Source organism: Rhodoflexus sp. (assembly GCF_053489755.1).
Genome location: NZ_JBRCHD010000031.1, coordinates 1 through 20,581, shown reverse-complemented (window position 1 = coordinate 20,581; position 20,581 = coordinate 1). Strand labels below are relative to the sequence as shown.

The following is a 20,581-nucleotide window of genomic DNA, read 5'->3' as shown; positions in this document are numbered from 1 at the left end:
CACAAAGATACGCTACGGATTCGTTTCGCTTGCCGCCGCGTTGAGGCGCTTGTCCCACCAAGAACTCAGGTAGTAAATGCTCGCGCCAAAAGCGATGAAAATAATCGCCGTGGTAACGTAGTCTTCCACCAGCGCCAGATAGCGCCCCAGCAGCCATACCATCAGGTAAAAAATGCCCGACATAAAAGTCCCCTTTTGCTTGGTAACAGCTATCGCCATTAGGATATGCGCAACGGCAAACAGTACAAATCCGATATTCATCAGCAGCATGTACGCATCGGCAGAGGTTGTTTGCCCCTCGTTTTCTGTAAGTGTGAGCATCGGGATAAGGCAGGGCGCAAGCGCCAACACAAAGGCGGCGACATAAGGCGGCAACGCTTTGTTTTTAGGCGCAATAAAGGCGCTTAGGATGAGGACGGCGGCGATTAATCCCCAAATAGTGAAAGGCAACGAAGCGCCGGCAGAAGAGCGCACTAAGTCTTTCAACGACGACTCAAAGGTTAGCAAAAAGAAAAAGCCCGCCATGAAAATCATCGCCGCCGATTCGAGCAACCATGCCGCACGCTCGCCATATCGAGATTTTATCCGCTGAAAAACCAACAAAAACAGCATCGGGAACGCGGCGGTAAAGATTGCTGCAACATGAGGCTCCCCCCAACTGTTTTGCTTGAAATGACGCGCTTCATAAATCAGCAGCCCCAGAAAAAACCACAGCCCCAGCGCAATGCAGGCAACCAGCGTCCATCCGTTGGGTTTAAGGTATTCCATGTAAAACAACAAACCGACAATCAGCGCCGCCCACAGAGAAAACTGTTCATACTCAAACTGCACGCCCAGCCATACGCAAGCCAAAACGGTAAAGAAAAAGTGCAAAATTTTGTTCTGAAACCAGAAAATCACGGGTAGCGCGCCAATAATCCACCACAAAATTCCATCGGGATAGTAGGCTGAAATGTGAAAAATCTGCGCCTGCAACCAGATGTTCACGCCCAGCAACAGCGAGCCAAACAGCATCGCCAGTTCTGCCTGTCGCATCCTGCCCAGCGACTGTTCCCGCCATGCGACCGCATAACTTGCCGCCAACGGCAGCAAACCTACCGCCATCTGTACGGGGACGGGAAAATGCTGCCAGTTTTCGGCAATCAGCAGCAAGATTCCTGCGGCAACGACCAGCAAGCCAATCCCGCGCAACAGCCAACCCGACTGCATGTACCATGGCGGCGGCACATCCAGTTCATAGCGCCGAATCAGTTCCTGTGCCTGCGATTCGCCGATGATACCTTCGGCTACCCAGGTGTCTATTTCTTCCTTAAAACGGGGCGCATGTTGCAGTTTACTCCAAAGAGGTTTCATGTGTGAATGAATCAACAAGTGAAGTTAAAAATTCGCTTGGGATTTTTGATGATTTGTACGTGAATGATTCGTTGGCGCAAACGCTGCCTAAGCCAAGTTTTTGCATATCTTTGCGCCCGCTATTTGCGCGTTTTCCCATGATAGAGAAATTGAAAGAAATCAAGAAGCGTTTTGAAGAAGTATCGCAGTTGATTATGCAGCCTGAAAGCATGGCTGACATGAAGAACTATGCCAAACTCAACAAAGAATACAAAGAGTTGGAAAAAATTGTGCGCAAATACGAAGAGTATGAGCAATTGCTTTCCAACATAGAAAGCGCCCGCGAGGTGCTTCGCACCGAAAAAGACCCCGATTTCCGCGAAATGGCAAAGGCTGAATTGGACGAACTCCAGCCCAAGCAGGAAGTATTGGAAGAGGAAATCAAGCAACTGCTCATTCCGAAAGACCCCAACGACAGCAAAAACGTTATTCTTGAAATTCGCGCGGGTGCGGGCGGCGATGAAGCCTCTCTGTTTGCCGGCGACCTGATGCGCATGTATCAGCGCTTTGCCGAGCAGCAAGGTTGGAAAGTGGAACTGATTGACTATACCGAAGGTACGGCAGGCGGTTACAAGGAAATTATTTGCAGCGTTTCGGGCGAAGATGTTTATGGCATGTTGAAATACGAGTCGGGCGTTCACCGCGTGCAGCGCGTGCCAGCTACCGAAACGCAAGGACGCATTCATACCTCTGTCGCCAGCGTGGCGGTGCTTCCCGAAGCCGAAGAAGTGGAGGTGGAAATCAATATGAACGACATCCGCAAAGATACGTTCTGCTCTTCGGGTCCAGGCGGTCAGTCGGTAAACACTACTTACTCCGCCGTGCGCCTGACGCACATTCCTACGGGTTTGGTGGTTTCGTGTCAAGATGAAAAATCGCAAATCAAAAACTTTGAAAAAGCGCTAAAAGTATTGCGTTCGCGCCTCTACGAAATAGAGTTGCAAAAACAACACGAAGCGATTGATTCTCAGCGCCGTTCGATGGTAGGCAGCGGCGACCGCTCCGACAAAATCCGCACCTACAACTATCCGCAAAGCCGCGTTACCGACCACCGCATCGGTCTGACGGTGTATAACCTGCCTTCGGTGATGGATGGCAATATCGGCGAATTTATTGAGCAGCTCCGCATCGCAGAAAATGCCGAGCGTTTGAAGGACGGCACTATGAGTATCTAAGATTTTCCGATAATTTCGTTACCTCAAATTCAGACTAACGCATGTCGTTCCAGCCCGTTTCTGTCAAGTATGCACACCTCAAGCCGGAGGTGCTGTTCGATAAGCCCTACGGGCTTGTACTGTATTATCGGGAAATCAATGTGCTGTATTCCGAAGTCATCGGGAAATTCACACATGCAGAGTACAAGCATTTGTACAGCGAACTGTTGGGAATGATCAAAACCAATAAGCCGCACGGCTTGGTGGCGAGCCAGCGCCGCAGCAATGGATCGTCTATGCAAGACCGAGCATGGCTGGTAGGCATTTGGTTTTTGCAACTCAAAGAAGTGGTTGGCAGCAACTTCGCTATCGCAGGCTTGAAAGAGCAGCAGGAGGACCAGTATTTTAAACGCTTCATCGCCGATTATCTGGAAAAAACGGTATCTACATTAGTCCCTTTTCAGGTCAAATCGTTCCCTGATTTTGATTCGGGTGTGGATTTCGTATTGCAGGCTAGAGCAGTTTAACTAACCTGACAAAGGTGATGATAAAGGGTGCAGAAAGGAGTAGGCTATCGAAGCGATCCAGAAATCCGCCGTGTCCCGGAATGCTTTCGCCTGAGTCTTTGATGTGTATGCTGCGCTTGAATAAAGATTCTACCAAATCGCCATAAGTGCCTGTAACCACGATGATAATTGCGATACAGAACCACTGCCACAGCACCAAGTCGGTAAAATATATTGAAATCAAATAGGCAAAAATCAGTGTAAGCACTGTGCCACCGATGCTTCCTTCCCATGTTTTTTTGGGCGAAACGCGGAAAAATAGTTTATGCTTGCCAAAGGCGCGTCCTGTAAAGTAAGCTCCTGTATCACTTGCCCAAATCATGAATAATGAGCCTACAATTACCTGATTGCTGAATGTTCCGCTCATAAAAACGGCTGTATTCAGCAGTGCAAAAGGAACGGCTACATAAATAATTCCCAAGTAGGTAAAGGCGACGTTTCGAAAGGGTTTCTCATCGCGTTTGGAGTACAGTTTAATCACAAAGGCAGTGGAAAGCAGCACAAAAACGAGGTAGTACAGCTCGTGATTGAAATTGTATTTTTCCACGAAAAAAGTCATGGTAAAAAGAATTAGCCCAACTGTTGTTCCGAATGTACGCAAAGGCAGATTCCCGTCCAATCCCAGCAGTTTGTAGAACTCCAGCAAGGTGAACATGCTGATAAAAAAGAAGACAATAAAGTAAGTCCACTCGTTGTAAGCCAGCGCACCGAGTATGATGCATGCGCCGATGGCTGCTGTGATAACACGCTGTTGCAGTTCAGTCAAACCGTTCAGTCTCCAATTCATGTTTAATAAGTTGTATGGCTTTAATCACGTCTTCGCGCAGCACGTGCACTTCTGCCTCGCCGAACATATTGTAAACGCTGTCGCGTTTATTGAGTAAAATTGCTTGAATATCGTTTTCTTGCAGCAATATTTTTATCATTTCTGCCTGTGCAGGATTAGCTGCGCTATATATTTTTTGCCAGTTCATAGGCGGATCAATTGCCGGATGAGGTTTGTTGATAGTTGTTGTAATGGCTGCGCAGCCATACCAGCAGCGCACTGACTAATAAGGCAGAGCCGATAGCCGTAAGTGCGGGAACTGCGGGCGTGTCTTCAATGTTAATGTCGGTCCATTTCTGATTGTAGGCATACATCAGCAGAACCGTATAGGCATTGTTAAAGAAGTGCGCCAGCATCGGCAGCGCCAAATTGCCTGTGAACAAGAACAAATATCCGAACACAGCGCCCAGAATCATGCGGGGAACGAAGCCGTAAAATTGCAAATGAAAAGCGCTGAAAATAATAGCAGCCGTCCAGATAGCCACGTGCGGGTTGCCAAAAAGTTGCTGCAATCGCTTTTGCAGGAAGCCCCGAAATAGCCACTCCTCGCCAATACCCGGAATGACAGCAATAACCACCAGCCCCAATGCGAGTTCCAAAGGGGATTGAAAATCTATGAGCAGCAGGGTCAGGCGTTTGAGTTCCGCTTCTTTGTCCCGCGCCCAACTCTCAAATTCTGCCAGAAAAGCCGGAAACTGCCATGCTTCGTTCCACTTAACTGTCCAAGCAATCATCGGCAGGGCAAGTACCACGATAAGTATGCCTGCCCCCCAAATAGTAACCGGTATCGCCTGCCGAATGCCTGCCACTGTTTGGGCATACATATTTTTATCAGCATCCAACCGCCGCATGAACCATGCAGGCACCAAAAGAAAACTGCCTAATGCATTTACCCCTTGCATAATGAGTATTCCCAGCCGGTCATTTCCTTTGGGGGCTGCCATTGCAAATGTGATGCGTTCTATATCCCAGTCGAACAGGGGCAGGGCAAGTACCAAACCAACAAAATTGAAGAAGAACAAGCCCGCCAGAAAGACAGGAATAAATAATAACAATGAAGTCCCAAGCGCACTTTTAGGCGGCAGCGGGCTGTCCTCTTTTCCAAATGACATAGATTGCGTATAATTTTGCAAGCAAAATATAAAAAGCCTTTCACAATCGGAATAGCATGGTAAAAATCGGTGATGTTGAGCTGGCGGAATTTCCGCTGCTGCTTGCCCCAATGGAAGACGTAAGCGATCCGCCTTTTCGCGCCGTCTGCAAAGAAAACGGCGTTGATTTGATGTACACCGAGTTTATCTCTGCCGAAGGGCTGATTCGGGATGCCGCCAAGAGCATACAAAAATTAGATATTTTTGAATACGAGCGCCCGATTGGCATTCAGATTTTCGGCGATAAGGAAGATGTGATGCGCGAAGCGGCTGCCATCGCCGATTCGGTCAATCCCGATCTGGTGGATATTAACTACGGCTGTCCTGTGAAAAACGTAGCCTGCAAAGGTGCGGGCGCGGGGCTGCTGCGCGATTTGCCCAAAATGCAGCGCATCACCGAAGCAATTGTGAAAATCTGCAAGCGACCCGTAACCGTTAAAACTCGTCTGGGCTGGGATGATAACAGCATCAATATCCTTGAGGCAGCGCAACGGCTGCAAGATGTTGGTATTCAGGCGCTTACCATTCATGGGCGCACCCGTGCGCAGATGTACAAGGGCAATGCAGACTGGCGACTCATCGCCGAAGTCAAGAACCTGCCCAATATCCACATCCCGATTTTTGGCAACGGTGACATTGACAGCCCCGAGAAGGCATTAGAGTATCGCAACCGCTATGGCGTAGATGGTATCATGATCGGTCGAGCATCTATTGGCTACCCGTGGATTTTCCGCGAGGTGAAGCATTACATGCAAACGGGGGAGAAACTACCGCCGCCTACTTTGCAGGAACGCGTTGAAACCTGCCGCCGCCATTTAGATTTTTCTGTGCGATGGAAGGGGCCTAAAATGGGCATTTTTGAGATGCGCCGCCACTACACAAACTATTTCCGCTTTATTCCGCACTTTAAGGAATACCGCACGCGCTTAGTGGAAAGCGCTACGCAAGAAGAGGTTTCCGCTGTGTTAGACGAGGTGCTTGAGCGTTTTGCCGATGTGCAATTAGATGTGGCAGCAGCATAATTGGAACAGTTACAACAACTATGGGACGACACAAATTAGCGCGTTTTGCCGCCAATCAGGCGGCGCACAACGTTCTTGAGCGCGGCAAACCGCACTATGAAACTATTCGCGGCAACTGGCACGAAACCTACTTTCACAATACGAACCCGATTGCGCTGGAACTTGCCTGCGGACGCGGCGAATATACCGTAGCCTTTGCCGAAAAGTTTCCTAAGCAAAACTTTATCGGCGTGGACATCAAAGGTGCGCGCCTTTGGAAAGGCAGCCAGCAGTGTTTGCAGAAAGGCTTGTACAATGCCGCCTTCCTGCGCACGCAGATTCAGAATATTGAAACCTTCTTTGCAGCAGGCGAAGTAAGCGAAATCTGGCTGATTCACCCCGATCCGCGCCCGAAGGACGGAGACGAGCGTCGCCGCCTCACCAATCCGCGTTTTTTGCAGCGCTATCGCAACATTGGCAAACCCGGCATGTGGTTGCGCCTTCGCACCGACAGCGAACAGTTTTTCCACTATACAATGGAAGTACTGCAAAGCGAAAAAATCACGGATTTGTCATATACAGAAGATTTGTACCACTCTCACTTACTGGAAGACCATCTGGACATCAACGGCGAACCTATACGCACCAAATACGAAGAAATATTTGTTGCCAAAGGGCATAAAATTCATTACTTGAAGTGCCGTTTGTGGTAAGTCTCGAAACCCTGCCTGATTTTACGCCGCCGCCTTTGCAATGGCTGCCTGATTCACTTTCAGACAATTGCGAGGTGGCGGTTTTGCGCTTAGACCTCATGCACCCACACATTCAGGGCAACAAGTGGTTCAAACTAAAATACAATCTGGAACAGGCGCGGGCGGCAGGCAAAACTACCTTGCTCACGTTTGGCGGCGCTTATTCCAACCATCTGCGGGCGACAGCGGCGGCGGGGCGTTATTTCGGCTTCCGCACCATCGGCTACGTGCGCGGCGAACCTACCGAGCCGCTCAATCCTGCCCTGCAATTCATGCAACAAATGGGCATGGAATTGCGCTACCTCAACCGCAGCGACTATCGCAGCATTCATCAGCAACAAGATATGCGCAGCTGGTTGCGGGCACATTTCCCAAATGAAAATTTTGATGATTGCTACATTCTGCCCGAAGGCGGAACTAACCCCTTGGCCGTTCAGGGATGCGCCGATATTTGGGCATACGTTCCGCAACATTTTGACTATGTACTTTGCGCCTGCGGCACAGGCAGCACGCTGGCAGGGCTGGCAATGGGCAGCCCCAACGTAAAAGCATTAGGAATCAGCGTGTTAAAAGGAAATTTTCTGACCGATGCCGTTGGGCAACTATTAGCGGCAGCAGACAAATCTCATCTCAATAACTGGAAAGTGGTAGAGGGCTATCACTTCGGCGGCTATGCCCGCGCTAATCCCGAACTGACGGATTTTGTCAATTATTTTATCAGCCAATACCAAATCCCGATTGAGCCTGTTTACACGGGCAAACTGTTTTATGCCGTAGCTGATTTACTGCAAAAAAAATACTTTGCAGATAGCAGTAAGGTGTTAGTTTTGCATACAGGAGGGGTGTTGTAAAAGCCTTTGTAATTAGATAAAATATGTGTGGCATTTTGGGCGTTATGCCCGCCGTATCAACCGAATCATTTACAGAAGCCCTTCAATTGCTGGCGCATCGCGGCCCTGATGGCGCTGGCGTTTGGCAATCGGCAGAACGTCAAGTCACTTTAGGGCATCGGCGGTTGGCTGTTTTAGACCTGAGCGAAAACGGCAGGCAGCCGATGGAATATGAGCGCTACGTCATCACCTACAACGGCGAGATATACAACTTTCTGGAAATCAGGGAAGAGCTAAAAGCGAAAGGACATCGTTTTACCTCTGATACCGATACAGAAGTTATCATAGCTGCTTTCCATGAGTGGGGCGAGCAGTGCCTGTTAAAATTCAATGGCATGTGGGCATTTGCCATGTGGGACAAAGAAACGCGCCGACTTTTCCTAAGCCGCGACCGATTTGGCATCAAGCCGATGTATTACACATTTGCAGGCGGCAGGTTTGCCTTTGCTTCGGAAATGAAGGCGCTTTTTCCATTTTTGCCTGAACTGCGAGTAGCTGATGATTTCGAATGGTTAAAAAATAACCTGTTTGCCTATGAAGCTACCGAACTTTGCCTGATTGCAGGTATTAAGCGCTTCCCTGCGGGGCATTATGCCTACATTGAACCAAACGCCGCTAATATAAAGCCTATTCGTTACTGGGATACGATGCGGCATTTGGTACAAGTTCCTGAGCGCTATGAGGAACAGGTAGAGCAATTCCGCGAGATTTTTACCGATGCATGTCGCATTTGTATGCGTTCCGACGTGCCAATCGGAACGGCATTGAGCGGCGGTTTGGATTCCAGCGCCATAGCGGGAACGCTTGCCTGGATTGCTAAGCATGACAACCGCTGCGGTCAGCGGCTGGCTACCGATTGGCAACATGCTTTCGTCGCCACTTTCCCCGGCACTTTTTTAGACGAGCGTTATTACGCCCAAAAAGTCGCTGAGTATCTCAACATTCCCGCTACTTATCTAAACATAAATCCAGGGCGGCAAATCAGCGATATGAACGAGTATCTGTACTTTTTTGAGGAATTGTATCTAACAAGTCCCGTGCCTATGATGGAAATCTACAAGGCAATTCGCCGCAATGGGATTACGGTAAGCATAGACGGGCACGGCGCAGATGAGATGATGAGCGGCTATGGGCATATCGTTCTCGCTTTAATGGACTGCCGGTTTAATATCAGCAACATCCGAAACGTCATAGATGCGATAAATGGCTTTAATCATCTGAACTCTGAACAGGTAGATGAAGAAATACAGACTTTATGTAGCGCGCTTCGGTTCATCTTATCACAAATCAGACATGCCCCCCGAAATAGTTTGCAAGAACTTTTTTCCCGTGAAGCGCCGCACAAAGGCAAATTTGGCAAGTTTAATGCAGCTTTGTACAAAATATTTCACCAAACCATATTGCCTACTTTGTTGCGCAACTACGACCGTTATTCTATGGCTAACGGTGTGGAAATAAGAATGCCTTTCATGGATCATCGCGTGGTAACTTATAGCTTTTCGCTGCCTTGGCAAAGCAAAGTGCGCAACGGATACGCCAAAGCGATTATACGGGATGCCGTTTTGGGGCGTATCCCTGAGGAGGTGCGTATGCGCAAAAGCAAAATAGGATTTAACACGCCTATCATAGACTGGATGAAAGGAGCATGGCGTGAATCTTTGTTGGACATGGTGAATGATACAGATTTCAACGCATCAACGATGATAAATCCGGCAGAGGTGCGGCAGAAAATTCTGCAGGTAATTCAGAATCCGCAGGCAAAATTTTTAGAAGGAGAGCAGGCATGGGTCGCCTTAATGCCTTACCTTTGGGAACGGGCGGTTTTAAAGCGTTCCTACCCTTTGATAGAGCGGAGAATTGGATAGTATGATTTTTTCATTTATTGTACCGTATCGCAATCGCGAAGTTGAGCGAGTAAGAAGATGTTTGCAATCGCTTCAAAATCAGCAATTTGAGGATGAATATGAAATTATATTTACCGATTATGGAAGCAGTGAAGAGCAGCATCAACAGATAGCACAACTCTGTACCCGTTTTAACAAAGTAAAGTACTATTACTACGATACAAGGCGACAATTCTGGTCGCGGGCACACGCGGTCAACTTAGGCGTTCAACAGGCCAAGGGGCAGTACCTGATTGTTGTGGATATTGATTTGATTTATCCACCCTATTTTGCCGCTTCTGTGCTGCAAAAAATAGATCTGCAATCATTTGTACAGTACCAGTGCTATTATATTCCTTCCGATGTATCTGATTATGAGAAACTTACATTTGATAAGGCTTATGATTATCCGGTAAATTCCATCAGTGAGAGCGGTGGCTTGATTGCCGTACCGCGTCAGGCTATGTATGAAATCGGCGGCTTTGATGAGTATTTCCAAGTCTGGGGTGTGGAAGATATGGATTTGAAAAAGCGGCTGCGGAAAATAGGGCTTACCCGCAAAGTGTTGTCCATAGAAGAAGCGCCAACTTTTCACCAATGGCATCCGCCTGCTTCAACAGAGGATTTGATGCCTGCGCTGTGGCTCAAAGCAATGGAAAAGTACGAGCAACGCAAAACGGAAGTCAAAGTTCCGTACCTAAATCAACCCTTGCGGTTGCCTGTGCAACGCCCGGCGCTAACTATCTTTGAAAATATGGACGCGGCGCTTGCCAATGGCGCCGCATCGTTTGTTTTCGAGTATCCAACTTTACAGGCATATGTTGATTTTTCAAAAACGTTTTATGCCTTGCCTTCGGGCGCAGTTTTGATTGTGCGACAAGAATTTGAACCTATTCAGGCAAATGAAAAAGCGCGTTTGGCGGGTATTTTTCAAAAAATCAATCGCTTGCTGGAGCGGCTCTCAATTTCCTATCGCATGACGGAGTACGCTATCTTTGAAACCGAATGGGTTACCTTTATCAATGTGCGCGACTTTTTGTTTTATTTTATCGCTGATAATCATGACTTTATCGCCGATTATGCCTTCGATGCGGTTTTTCAGCGAAAGATCGAATGTGTGCTTATCAAAAAATGAATGTAGCCCCCATCGCCTTGTTTTGCTACAAACGTCCGCAGCATTTGCGGCGCACATTGGAAACCCTGCAACAAAATGAGGGAGCGGCTGAAAGTACGCTCTACATTTTCGCCGACGGTGCGAAATTCAATGCCTCCGCAGCAGACAGGGAAAGCATTGCCGAAGTGCGCCAAATCATCCGCCAGCCTTGGCATTTTCGCGAAGTGATTATTGTTGAAAAAACTGATAATCAGGGGCTTGCTAATTCAATTATTGCAGGCGTAACCGAGGTAGTCAATCGCCACGGCAGGGTAATTGTGCTGGAAGACGACATGGTTACTTCGCCCTACTTCCTGCGTTTTATGAACGATGCCCTGCAATGCTATGCCGATGCGCCGGAAGTAGCAGCCATTACCGCTTACATCTACGATATTCCGAATCTGCCCGAAACGTTTTTTTTAAAAGACCCGGGCTGTTGGGGCTGGGCTACCTGGCAACGCGCTTGGCAATGCTTCAATCCCGATGGCAATTTTCTGGCAAATGAGATTGCCAAACGCGGTCTAATCAGGTCGTTTAACTATGATAATACTTATCCATATTACCAAATGCTGACCGATAGGGTGAGCGGCAAAAATGATTCCTGGGCGATTTGTTGGTATGCTTCATTATTTTTGGCTGATAAACTTGCTTTATATCCGGGCAAATCGTTGGTGGAGAACGTCGGGAACGATGACAGTGGCACCCATGCAGGCAGCGAGGAGTTTTATCGGGTGCAATTAGAGGCGAAGCCCGTACATGTATTGCCTCAACCTACGCTGGTAAACCAAGAGGCAAGAGCGGCGATTGTCAGCTATTTGGCTGCACAAAACTACATGCCGCCGTTATGGAAAAAATACCTGTGGCGCATCAAAAAATGCTATCTTTGAACGCCTGACCCACGTACATGATACAACGCATTGTCCATAAAATTCGCGAAATATTCTTTTTTGAGCAAACTTATCCGATTTATTGGAAAGGAAATTTTCCAAACTGGGAGTCTGCCATGCGACAGGCGGGCGGCTATGACGATGCGCAAATTTTGGAGCGTATCAGGCGGTCGGCTATTGCGGTTAAAGAGGGCAGGGCGTTATTTGAACGCGACGGCAAGCTATTCTATGAGCCAATTTATGACTATCCTTTGTTATCTTTCTTGCTAAAGGCAGCCTTAGAAAACAATGGAAAACTACGGGTGCTGGATTTTGGCGGCTCGCTTGGCAGCACCTGGTTTCAGCACCGCCAAATGCTGCAAGCGCTTGATATTCAATGGTATGTGGTTGAACAGCCGCACTATGTCGCTCTGGGACAGGAACTGTTCAAGGACGATAAAGTATTGCAGTTTCATTATCAGGCGGCAGATATTCCCGATAAGGAGGCCTTGTTTGTGCTGGCCTCGGGCGTATTGCAGTGTATCGGCAGCTATCAGGATTTTATACATGCGTTGAAGGCATTGCAGCCGCAGTATTTTTTTATTCATCGCACGCCTTTTTACGAGGGCAATGAGCACCTGATAACCTTGCAATATGTGCAGGCAGCAGAAAATTTTGAAGGCACTTTTCCGAGCTGGATTTTTGATCGGCAGCAATTTCTGGCACAATTTACGCCTGATTATCGCCTGCTGGCAGAGGGGAAATCATTGGATAATATTGCGGCCAAAGTTGAGGGACTACCGCGTTGGTTCCATAACTTTTGCTGGTTTTGTTTGAAAAAATTGTAACATACGCTTTAGCGTGTGTAGTATTTTGCGCATCCTGAAGGATTTGCCGTACTTTGGCACAAGTAATTTAAACATGAAGAGTCTCATCAAAAAAATAGTACGTAAACTGCAAACCGAATTGCTGATGCGGTTAGACGATGTGGAGGAAGCAACGCTTGCTAATCGCCTGCTGCTGGGCAGTATGGCAGCGCGTCAATTGCGTGCGCAGCTGCAATCGGGTACATCAATGACTTTGCAAGAATCTGAATTTCAGGTATTTTCACAGTTTGGCGACGATGGAATTATTCAATACCTGATTGAAAAATTAAAGCCGCTGCCTGAAATTTTTATAGAATTTGGCGTAGAAAGTTACCGCGAGGCAAACACGCGCTTTTTGCTGATGCACAATAATTGGCGGGGCTTAATCATAGACGGCGATGCTGACTTAATGGATGCCGTTCGTAGTAGCGACCTCTGCTGGCGCTATGACCTAACGCCCGTTGGCGCATTCATCACCCGAGAGAATATCAACGATATTTTTGTCAAAAACGGATTTACAGGCGAAATTGGTTTGCTGAGCATAGACATAGACGGCAACGATTATTGGGTTTGGCAAGCGATTGAGGCGGTTAATCCTGTCATCGTAGTGGCGGAGTATAACAGCGTTTATGGTGCTGAAAAAGCGGTTTCTATTCCCTATAAAGCTGATTTTCAACGTCATCAGGCGCATTTTTCAGGTCTTTACTGGGGGGCTTCGCTGGCTGCTTTCTGTTATTTGGCAGAGCAACGGGGCTACGATTTTGTAGGTTGCAACAGCGCCGGTAATAATGCCTATTTTATCCGCAAAGACCGCAACGTATTGCCCAAACTGACCGCAGCGGAGGGCTATGTAGCTTCCCGTTTTCGCGAGTCGCGCGATGCCGCCGGCAACCTGACTTTTTTGAGTGGTAGCGCCCGTTTAGATGCAATTAAAGGTTGCGAAGTAGTAGATGTGAAAACAGATAGATTATATCAATTATGAAGAATACATATATGACGATAAAAAGCTTAGAATATATGTGTGTCGCAGGTATTCTTATGCTTCTTCTACTTAAATTTTTTTATATTGGCGTAGGAGCTTATGGACTTACTGATGAATGGCGATATGACTTGATATTTAGTTTGATAGAATCTATTAAACAAGGAGACTATAGTAAATTTTGTAAGACTTTGACAGATACTAATGGAAGACCAGGCGAGCTACTTATTAGATTTCCATTTGCAGTCATACAAATTATTTGGTATAAAATTTCAGGACAACCGGTTAGCCATTCTAATTTTATTCCTCAGTTTTTCAACTATTCGGTAGTTTTAGCAAATACGTTTCTTGTTTACAGGATTTCTTTTAAGGGTTCAGCCATCGATAGCATACGCCATCTAAAACTTATTGCCCTTGTTTCTACGTTGGCTTACTGCGCATTATTAAATCATGGATTGTATATCAGGCATTTGTTACCTTATGATAACGCCTTACTATGTTTTTTAGTAGCAATTTACATATTATCCGAATATAAACTAAAAGGTTATCATTACCTGCTGATAGGTATTTTAGTTGGTCTGGGATTTTCGATATATCCTGGTTATTTTTTATTTGTAGGTATATTGATGAGTGCTGTTTTCATTAAGTCATTTTTTGAAAGACAACTATATAATTTCCTTAAAGTATCTTTAGGAGCTTTTGCCGTATTATTTTGCTGGGAGCTTATTACAAGATTAGGCGGATACTCTTATTTTAATTCATTAAAAACACTTTCTGGTACAATTACTCAGGGTAGTTTTGAGGAAGGGCTAACTTATCCTGTAACATATTTGCTGGAAGTAGAACAATTGACAGGATTTTTACTGCTCATTTCGCCTGTCGCTTATTTTATTTTTCGTAATCGAGGCGAAATGTTGAGCTATTCCTACTTGGTTGGCATATTAGGTCTAATCTTTTTAATGGGATATGCTTTACAATGTTTCTTTTTTCAAAAAATGGTTTTTTACGGTAGAATATTGCATATGTTTATGCCAATTTTTGTATTGTCTTTATGCTATTTTTTGTTGTTCTTATACAATCGAGTATCTAATCGTATATTTTATACACTAATCTTTTTACTAAATATTTACACCATTACGGACTTCTTAGTAAAAAATAATTCTTTGATGGAAGTTGCTTATCCAAGAGATGTTTTACTATCTTATGGAATCGAGAAATGGGTAGATGTATACTTTGATAAAGGCTATAAAAGGGATAAAGTTTTTTTATTTGAGATTGAGCAAGAATTTTATCTTCCGGCGATGGATACGATAAATAGTAGAGGATTCACTTTTATTAATTTTGCAAATTTTTATCCTATTACTGGTAGTCACAGGTCTATTACTTTGAATGATAAACGACTAATTTTCAATGTGAGACATTTTCAAACAATTAAGCCATATTCTTATGAGGGAGGTACAAAGTTTGAACGCGATTTTCTTAATCAGATACAGTTAAATCTTAAAATTTATAAGAATCACCCATGACTCTACAAGAAACCCCATATTACTTTACAGCACTGATTGGTCTAATATTCTCGGCATATGCTACAGGAATGCTTACTTTAAGAGTATTGCATGTAAAAATATTGCATAACTTATTATATCAACTATTGAGTTCTATTATTGGTATATTAATAATTGTTTCAGCAGTTGCAGTTTGGCGAACTGATTTTCAGTCCGTATTCTTACTTATTATACCTTTGGTAATTCTTTTGATATATAGCCTTAAAGACAAAAAAAGCAATGGTATTAGCTTTTTTACTAAAAAAAGCGACTATTTGTTTTTATTATTCATAGTATTGCTATTATTTACGTTACGTATTATAGCTTTTTCTCAAACCAAAGTTGATTTTTTAGCAGATAATTACTCATCAGATAATTTATTTTATGGACGCATTGCTGAGTTTCTAATGCTTTCAGGTGTTGAAAATACCGATAATGTATATGCTATTTTTGAAGAAGAATATAAAGGAATAGCGCCTTATCATTATCTGGAACTGTGGCTTTCAGGGATCGTGGCGCGTGTATCAGGCTTAAATACATTTTATGTGTATAGTTTAGTTATTCATACCTACTTTTTATTTTTACTAGCGTTAGCTAATCTGATACTATTCAGAATATTTATACCTAAAGTCAATAGCATTATCTTATATGCTATTATTACTTTACTAATTTTTTCCTCTATTATTTATTTTGATTTCCTCTTAAAATTTAATGGTTTCTTTGAAATACATCACTTTATCCATGGTAGACATTCCGCTAATTTTTTCATATTAAAGAGGGCTGTTGCCGAGTTGTTTTGGATCACTTCTTTTATACTCATCGCAAGACGTTTAGTATTTTCTGCTTTATTACTACTACTCATTTTTGCAATTAGTTTCACAACCCCCATTCCGGGTATTTTTTCATCAGTTGTACTCATAATATTCTTTGGTCAATCTTTGATTAGAGATGGCTTACTTCCTGATAAGAAATGGGTTATATTGCCATTTTTACTAATTGGACTATTTATTTTGATTTTTGTATTATTTAAACCGGAATACTCTTCTTTGAGCGCCTATTTAAAACTTGATAACTACTCTATTTCTGATTATTTTACACGTTTAGTACGCAACAGTCTCCATTTTCCATTGGTATATTTCCCTTTTCCAATGATACTAGTTGCAGTTATTTGGCATAAATTCCATAATATCAAAACTTCTAATTTTATCCTCATCTCTACTTTTCTTATTAGTTGTACGTTAGTATCAGGAGTCTTCTTTGGTTCACTATTACCTGCATATGATTGGGTGCAGTTCTATGATACTAATGCCTATGTGCTATTCAAGATTGTAATGACAACATTTTTACTGATAGCCATAGTTAGATTATATAACTATAAATCTCCTGTTTATTGGCTGTTTGCAATCAGTTTTGCATATCTAGGATTTAGAACCTTGCGTGCCCACCAGTTAGATATTCAGCCACGAGCATCGATTACTCACAGTAAAGAGTACTTACAAAGAGTGAGTATTATTTTGGATAGTCTTAGTGATAATAACCAAGTAGTAAAAGTAGGAGTGCTGAATTCAAAAGAGTATCAGGAGGGACTTCTTAAAAGGGGAAGAATTAATATTAATTTTGAGACTATTGCAGATTATTTATACCATTTTTGTCCTAATCAGGCAGTGATTAATTTGAGCTGGGTACATGTGTATGATACAAAAGAGAAGTATTCTGATGAGACAGAGGCACGGTGGCGTACTTCATTCTTTATGAATAGTATTAAAAAATACCCTGAGCTTATCGCATCTGATAAAAATGAAACTTTGATTAGATTTATCAGAAAGTATAAAATTCATTATTTACTTTTAGCCAAAGATGCTGAAATCCCCGTAGAAGTATCGGCTATTACTCAGGAGATTATTGTAGATTCAGCTACTGGTGAGCAGTTTGTTCTCTTAAAACCTTATTAAACCCATGTCCCAAAATCAGGTAGAAATTATTGAATATAATGGCATCAAATATGCCGAAATTATTTGGGCGGATATCCGCGTAACGAAAACAACCTTCTTTTCGCCGCCTGAATCATCCTTTCAGTTTGGCTTGCTGGCGCACGAAGCGGGTTTTATTGAGCCGCCGCACTATCACAAACCGTTCAAGCGCGAGATTATGGACTTGCAACAGATGTTTGTTGTACAGCGCGGCGTGGTGGTTGTAGAACTTTACAGCGACGAAGGCGAACTGCTGCGCGAGGTAACGCTGCGGCAAGGCGATGGCATCGTGCTGATTCACGGCGTTCATGCTATCCGCGTGTTGGAAGATATGCAGTGCATCAGCGTGAAACAAGGCCCTTTTTTAGGCGATGAAAACGACAAAGTGTTTGTAAACTTTCAAAAGAAAAATACATGATTCCGGTTTTTGAACCCGAAATAGCCGAAGAAGAAAAAGCCGCCGTAGCCGATGCGCTGCAACGCGGTGAAATTTCAGGCTCATTCGGGCGCTACATTCCTGATTTTGAGCGGGCTTTTGCCGACTACTGCGGCATGAAACACGGCATTGCGGTTAGCAGCGGAACGACTGCGCTGCAACTGGCTGTCCGTGCGGCGGGTATCGGAAAAGGCGACGAGGTGTTGCTCAGCGCTAGCACGAACATCGCTACTGCGCTGGCTGTAATTTACAATGGCGCAATTCCCGTACCCATTGACAGTGAGGCTGTTACGTGGAATTTAGACTTGGATTTGCTGGAATCTAAAATTACGCCGCGCACCAAGGCGATCATTCCGGTGCATCTCTACGGTCATCCTGTGGATATGGACAGGCTCATGGAAATTGCCAATCGGTACAACCTGATAGTGATTGAAGATGCGGCAGAGGCGCACGGCGCGGAGGTGCGAGGCAAAAAAGCCGGCTCTTTTGGTCATGTAAACTGTTTTAGTTTTTATGCAAATAAAATTATCACAACGGGTGAGGGCGGTATGGCGCTCACCGATGACGACCGACTGGCGGAGCAATTGCGCCTCTTGCGCAACTTGGCGTTTACCAAGCCCCGATTCAGGCATGAAGTAACCGGCTACAACTTCCGCATGACAGGTATGCAGGCGGCGATGGGCTATGCGCAAACGCAGAAATTAGACCGCATTGTAGGTCAAAAAATACAAATGGCGGCATGGTACAATCAGCATTTAGCCAATATTCCGGGGCTGACGCTGCCGCATTGCGAGCCTTGGGCAAAGCATGTGTACTGGATGTACGGCATATTGATTGATGAAAAAAAATTTGGCATCAATCGCGATGCTTTTGCTGAAAAATTATACCAACAAGGCATAGAAACGCGCACTTTCTTCTGTCCGATGAATATTCAGCCTTGTTTGCAGAAAATAGAAGGCTTTCGCCGAGAGTCCTGTCCTGTCGCTGAAAAGCTCTGGGAAACAGGACTTTACCTGCCTTCCAGCCATTCACTGACTGAGGAAACCATCGCGCACATCGCACAAACCATCCGAAATATTCGCCTATGAGCGCCTATCAGTCGGTATTTGCCCAACTCTACGACATGTTCTACGAACAAAAGCCTTATCAGGCGGAGGTAGAGTTTTTGCATGGAAAATTGGCAACTTATGGCGTAAAAAATATACTGGAACTTGCCTGCGGCACGGGTAATCACGCGCTCTTGCTGGCGGCGCTGGGCTATAAAATCACCGCTACTGACCTTTCCGCCGATATGATTTTGCAGGCGCGCGCCAAACAGCAGGAAATGGAGCGGAGCGGCAGGCTGCCTGTGGGTATGCTGTCGTTTATGCAGGCTGATATGTCGGATTTGCCGCCGCAAATAGGCGATAATTTTGATGCCGTTCTTTGTTTATTTGACTCTTTGGGTTATCTGCTTACCAATGCTGCTATCCGCAAATCGTTGCGAGGTATTTATGAAAAACTCAAACCGGGCGGCGTGTTTATCGTTGAGTACTGGCACGGCGCAACTATGGCGCGGCACTATGAGGAAGCGCGGATTCGTCGCTGGCAAGTGCCTGACGGCGAGGTAGTTCGCTTTTCTGAAACCAAATTAGACTACCGCACCCAAATTGCCGATATTCGCTTTACGGTGCATCAAATTTTCCATAACGGCAGGGCGCACACCTACGCTGAACTGCATCGCAACCGCTTTTTTTTGGTGCAGGAAATGTGCGCTTTTCTGGAAGAAGCGGGCTTCGAGGTGCGCGAATCGCTGCGCGGTTACAGCCACGACACCGCGATTGACGCCGACACTTGGCACGTGCTTACCATTGCGCAAAAACTATGAAAGTAGGCTTGTATTCGGGTAGTTTGCGGGCAGAGGAGGGGGGAGGCTTTACTATCGAGCGCGAAATGCTGGAAAGTATTCGTTTATTGGCTGCCGAGGGTGCGCATGAGTTTGTGCTTTATGCGCACGCACACCAGTTGTCAATCGGTGAAAGCACTCATTTTCAAACAGTTTGCATTGATGCGCCGCTATGGCGGCGAGCGCTTTTCAAGACAGGTTTGCGCAAGCGGCATCCTTTGCAAGATGTGGTCATTTCAACCCGTCCTGACGTTATTTTTTACCTTTCGCCTTGGGAAAATTTTCAGGTGGACATTCCCTACATCAATATTGTATGGGATTTACAGCATCGTAGGCAGCCTTTTTTCCCCGAAGTAAGCGCCAACGGCGAATGGGACAAGCGCGAAAGCTATTACCGAAAATATTTGCCGAAAGCATCTTTTGTCATTACAGGCAATCAGGCGGGAGCGGATGAAATTTCGCTGTTCTATGGCGTACATCCCGACCGCATTTTTCAGATTCCGCACCTGACCCCGCAGTTTGCGCTGCAATATGCCGATAAGCCGCAACCGCGCCCGCAATGGCTGCCCAACGGAGAATATTTGTTCTATCCCGCACAGTTTTGGCCGCACAAGAACCATGTTACATTATTGCAGGCATTGGCAAAAGTTCACAGGCAGGGCAAAAAATTACATCTGGCGCTGACCGGTTCAGACAAAGGCAACAAGGCACACGTACAGCAAACAGCGGCATCGCTCGGGCTGGCAGATTATGTGCATTTCCCCGGATTTGTAACTGAAAGTGAGTTAGTTGCGCTCTATCAACACGCTGTGGCATTAATTTATCCTACGCATTTTGGGCCTGAAAACATGCCGCCTTTGGAGGCTTTTGCGCTGGGTTGCCCTGTGTTGGCTTCTGCCGTTGCAGGGGCGCGGGAGCAGATGTTAGATGCGGCGCTGCTGTTTGCCCCAACATCGGCCGAGGAAATGGCGGCGACAGTGTTGCAACTGCACGACAACAGCGATTTACGCAACCAAATGATAACCAAAGGAAAAACAATTGCACAACAGCGTTCCGCAGATAATTTTAAGAACCGTTTCAGGGAGTTGCTGCAACGGTTCGCTTTGTTGCGGCAGTGTTGGTAGATTTTTTTTATGAAAGCCCCAACTCATGCTGAATTTCTTCCAGCGATTTGCCTTTGGTTTCAGGAATGAAGCGTTTGACGAAGAGGAGCGTTATCGCGCTCAATACCGCAAAAATGCCAAAAGCTGTTGCGCCGCCTGCATTT

General features: G+C 45.4%; 21 protein-coding genes. 16 read left to right on the top strand and 5 right to left on the bottom strand.

The features are described from left to right. Positions 1–12: 12 nt before the first annotated feature. A complete protein-coding gene (locus ACWIP2_RS07140) occupies positions 13–1,353 on the bottom strand; it encodes a DUF2157 domain-containing protein (RefSeq protein ID WP_448519225.1) in 1,341 nt (446 codons plus the stop codon). 137 nt (positions 1,354–1,490) lie between these two features. Here ACWIP2_RS07140 and prfA point away from each other — a divergent pair, with 137 nt between their 5' ends. Together prfA and ACWIP2_RS07130 are read left to right on the top strand one after the other, a co-directional pair. Next, the gene (gene prfA, locus ACWIP2_RS07135) at positions 1,491–2,567 is read left to right on the top strand and encodes a peptide chain release factor 1 (RefSeq protein WP_448519227.1); all 1,077 of its coding nucleotides are present in this window, start codon (positions 1,491–1,493) and stop codon (positions 2,565–2,567) included. Between the two features lie 41 nt (positions 2,568–2,608). After that, the gene (locus ACWIP2_RS07130) at positions 2,609–3,073 is read left to right on the top strand and encodes a hypothetical protein (protein WP_448519224.1); all 465 of its coding nucleotides are present in this window, start codon (positions 2,609–2,611) and stop codon (positions 3,071–3,073) included. On the opposite strand, the gene ACWIP2_RS07125 is transcribed toward ACWIP2_RS07130, so the two are convergent. Genes ACWIP2_RS07125 through ACWIP2_RS07115 form a run of 3 tightly spaced genes read right to left on the bottom strand, consistent with a single transcriptional unit; the run spans position 3,060 to position 5,050 of the window. Next, entirely contained in the window at positions 3,060–3,899 is an 840-nt protein-coding gene (locus ACWIP2_RS07125) for a phosphatidate cytidylyltransferase (RefSeq protein ID WP_448519223.1), read from the bottom strand. The two genes, ACWIP2_RS07130 and ACWIP2_RS07125, sit on opposite strands and share 14 nt — an antisense overlap. After that, positions 3,871–4,086 carry a putative signal transducing protein gene (locus ACWIP2_RS07120; RefSeq protein WP_448519222.1) on the bottom strand — a complete coding sequence of 72 codons (216 nt, stop codon included), beginning with the start codon at positions 4,084–4,086 and terminating at the stop codon, positions 3,871–3,873. Before ACWIP2_RS07120 ends, ACWIP2_RS07125 begins: the two co-directional genes overlap by 29 nt. A gap of 7 nt (positions 4,087–4,093) precedes the next feature. After that, entirely contained in the window at positions 4,094–5,050 is a 957-nt protein-coding gene (locus ACWIP2_RS07115) for a CPBP family intramembrane glutamic endopeptidase (protein WP_448519221.1), read from the bottom strand. Positions 5,051–5,106: 56 nt separating this feature from the next. Here ACWIP2_RS07115 and dusB point away from each other — a divergent pair, with 56 nt between their 5' ends. The 14 genes from dusB to ACWIP2_RS07045 all read left to right on the top strand — a co-directional run bounded on the left by dusB (position 5,107) and on the right by ACWIP2_RS07045 (position 20,438). Continuing rightward, positions 5,107–6,111: a tRNA dihydrouridine synthase DusB gene (dusB, locus tag ACWIP2_RS07110; RefSeq protein WP_448519220.1), complete on the top strand. Its 1,005-nt coding sequence runs from the start codon at positions 5,107–5,109 to the stop codon at positions 6,109–6,111. 20 nt (positions 6,112–6,131) lie between these two features. Beyond that, positions 6,132–6,803 (top strand): tRNA (guanosine(46)-N7)-methyltransferase TrmB, encoded by a 672-nt coding sequence (gene trmB, locus ACWIP2_RS07105; protein ID WP_448519219.1) that lies wholly within the window; start codon positions 6,132–6,134, stop codon positions 6,801–6,803. Then, positions 6,797–7,693, top strand: a complete 897-nt coding sequence (locus tag ACWIP2_RS07100; protein WP_448519218.1) for a 1-aminocyclopropane-1-carboxylate deaminase/D-cysteine desulfhydrase — start codon at positions 6,797–6,799, stop codon at positions 7,691–7,693. The genes trmB and ACWIP2_RS07100 overlap by 7 nt, the downstream gene beginning before the upstream one ends. A 23-nt stretch (positions 7,694–7,716) precedes the next feature. Continuing rightward, on the top strand, positions 7,717–9,597 hold the full coding sequence (gene asnB / locus ACWIP2_RS07095; protein ID WP_448519217.1) for an asparagine synthase (glutamine-hydrolyzing): 1,881 nt from the start codon (positions 7,717–7,719) through the stop codon (positions 9,595–9,597). A 1-nt stretch (position 9,598) separates the two neighbouring features. Continuing rightward, positions 9,599–10,750: a glycosyltransferase gene (locus ACWIP2_RS07090; RefSeq protein ID WP_448519216.1), complete on the top strand. Its 1,152-nt coding sequence runs from the start codon at positions 9,599–9,601 to the stop codon at positions 10,748–10,750. After that, positions 10,747–11,655, top strand: coding sequence for a hypothetical protein (locus tag ACWIP2_RS07085; RefSeq protein ID WP_448519215.1), 909 nt, complete (start codon positions 10,747–10,749; stop codon positions 11,653–11,655). The genes ACWIP2_RS07090 and ACWIP2_RS07085 overlap by 4 nt, the downstream gene beginning before the upstream one ends. Positions 11,656–11,672: 17 nt before the next feature. Next, the gene (locus tag ACWIP2_RS07080; protein WP_448519214.1) at positions 11,673–12,482 is read left to right on the top strand and encodes a methyltransferase, TIGR04325 family; all 810 of its coding nucleotides are present in this window, start codon (positions 11,673–11,675) and stop codon (positions 12,480–12,482) included. Between the two features lie 73 nt (positions 12,483–12,555). Continuing rightward, positions 12,556–13,482 carry a hypothetical protein gene (locus ACWIP2_RS07075; protein ID WP_448519213.1) on the top strand — a complete coding sequence of 309 codons (927 nt, stop codon included), beginning with the start codon at positions 12,556–12,558 and terminating at the stop codon, positions 13,480–13,482. Further along, complete coding sequence (locus tag ACWIP2_RS07070) at positions 13,479–15,005, top strand: hypothetical protein (RefSeq protein ID WP_448519212.1); 1,527 nt, start codon at positions 13,479–13,481, stop codon at positions 15,003–15,005. The genes ACWIP2_RS07075 and ACWIP2_RS07070 overlap by 4 nt, the downstream gene beginning before the upstream one ends. Next, the gene (locus ACWIP2_RS07065; RefSeq protein ID WP_448519211.1) at positions 15,002–16,975 is read left to right on the top strand and encodes a hypothetical protein; all 1,974 of its coding nucleotides are present in this window, start codon (positions 15,002–15,004) and stop codon (positions 16,973–16,975) included. Before ACWIP2_RS07070 ends, ACWIP2_RS07065 begins: the two co-directional genes overlap by 4 nt. A 4-nt stretch (positions 16,976–16,979) precedes the next feature. Then, complete coding sequence (locus tag ACWIP2_RS07060) at positions 16,980–17,411, top strand: hypothetical protein (protein ID WP_448519210.1); 432 nt, start codon at positions 16,980–16,982, stop codon at positions 17,409–17,411. Further along, the gene (locus ACWIP2_RS07055; protein ID WP_448519209.1) at positions 17,408–18,517 is read left to right on the top strand and encodes a DegT/DnrJ/EryC1/StrS family aminotransferase; all 1,110 of its coding nucleotides are present in this window, start codon (positions 17,408–17,410) and stop codon (positions 18,515–18,517) included. Before ACWIP2_RS07060 ends, ACWIP2_RS07055 begins: the two co-directional genes overlap by 4 nt. Beyond that, entirely contained in the window at positions 18,514–19,296 is a 783-nt protein-coding gene (locus ACWIP2_RS07050; protein WP_448519208.1) for a class I SAM-dependent DNA methyltransferase, read from the top strand. The genes ACWIP2_RS07055 and ACWIP2_RS07050 overlap by 4 nt, the downstream gene beginning before the upstream one ends. After that, entirely contained in the window at positions 19,293–20,438 is a 1,146-nt protein-coding gene (locus ACWIP2_RS07045) for a glycosyltransferase family 4 protein (protein ID WP_448519207.1), read from the top strand. The genes ACWIP2_RS07050 and ACWIP2_RS07045 overlap by 4 nt, the downstream gene beginning before the upstream one ends. A gap of 7 nt (positions 20,439–20,445) precedes the next feature. On the opposite strand, the gene ACWIP2_RS07040 is transcribed toward ACWIP2_RS07045, so the two are convergent. Next, positions 20,446–20,581, bottom strand: a 136-nt coding sequence (locus ACWIP2_RS07040) for an MFS transporter (RefSeq protein ID WP_448519226.1), incomplete at its 5' end; no start/stop codon positions are given.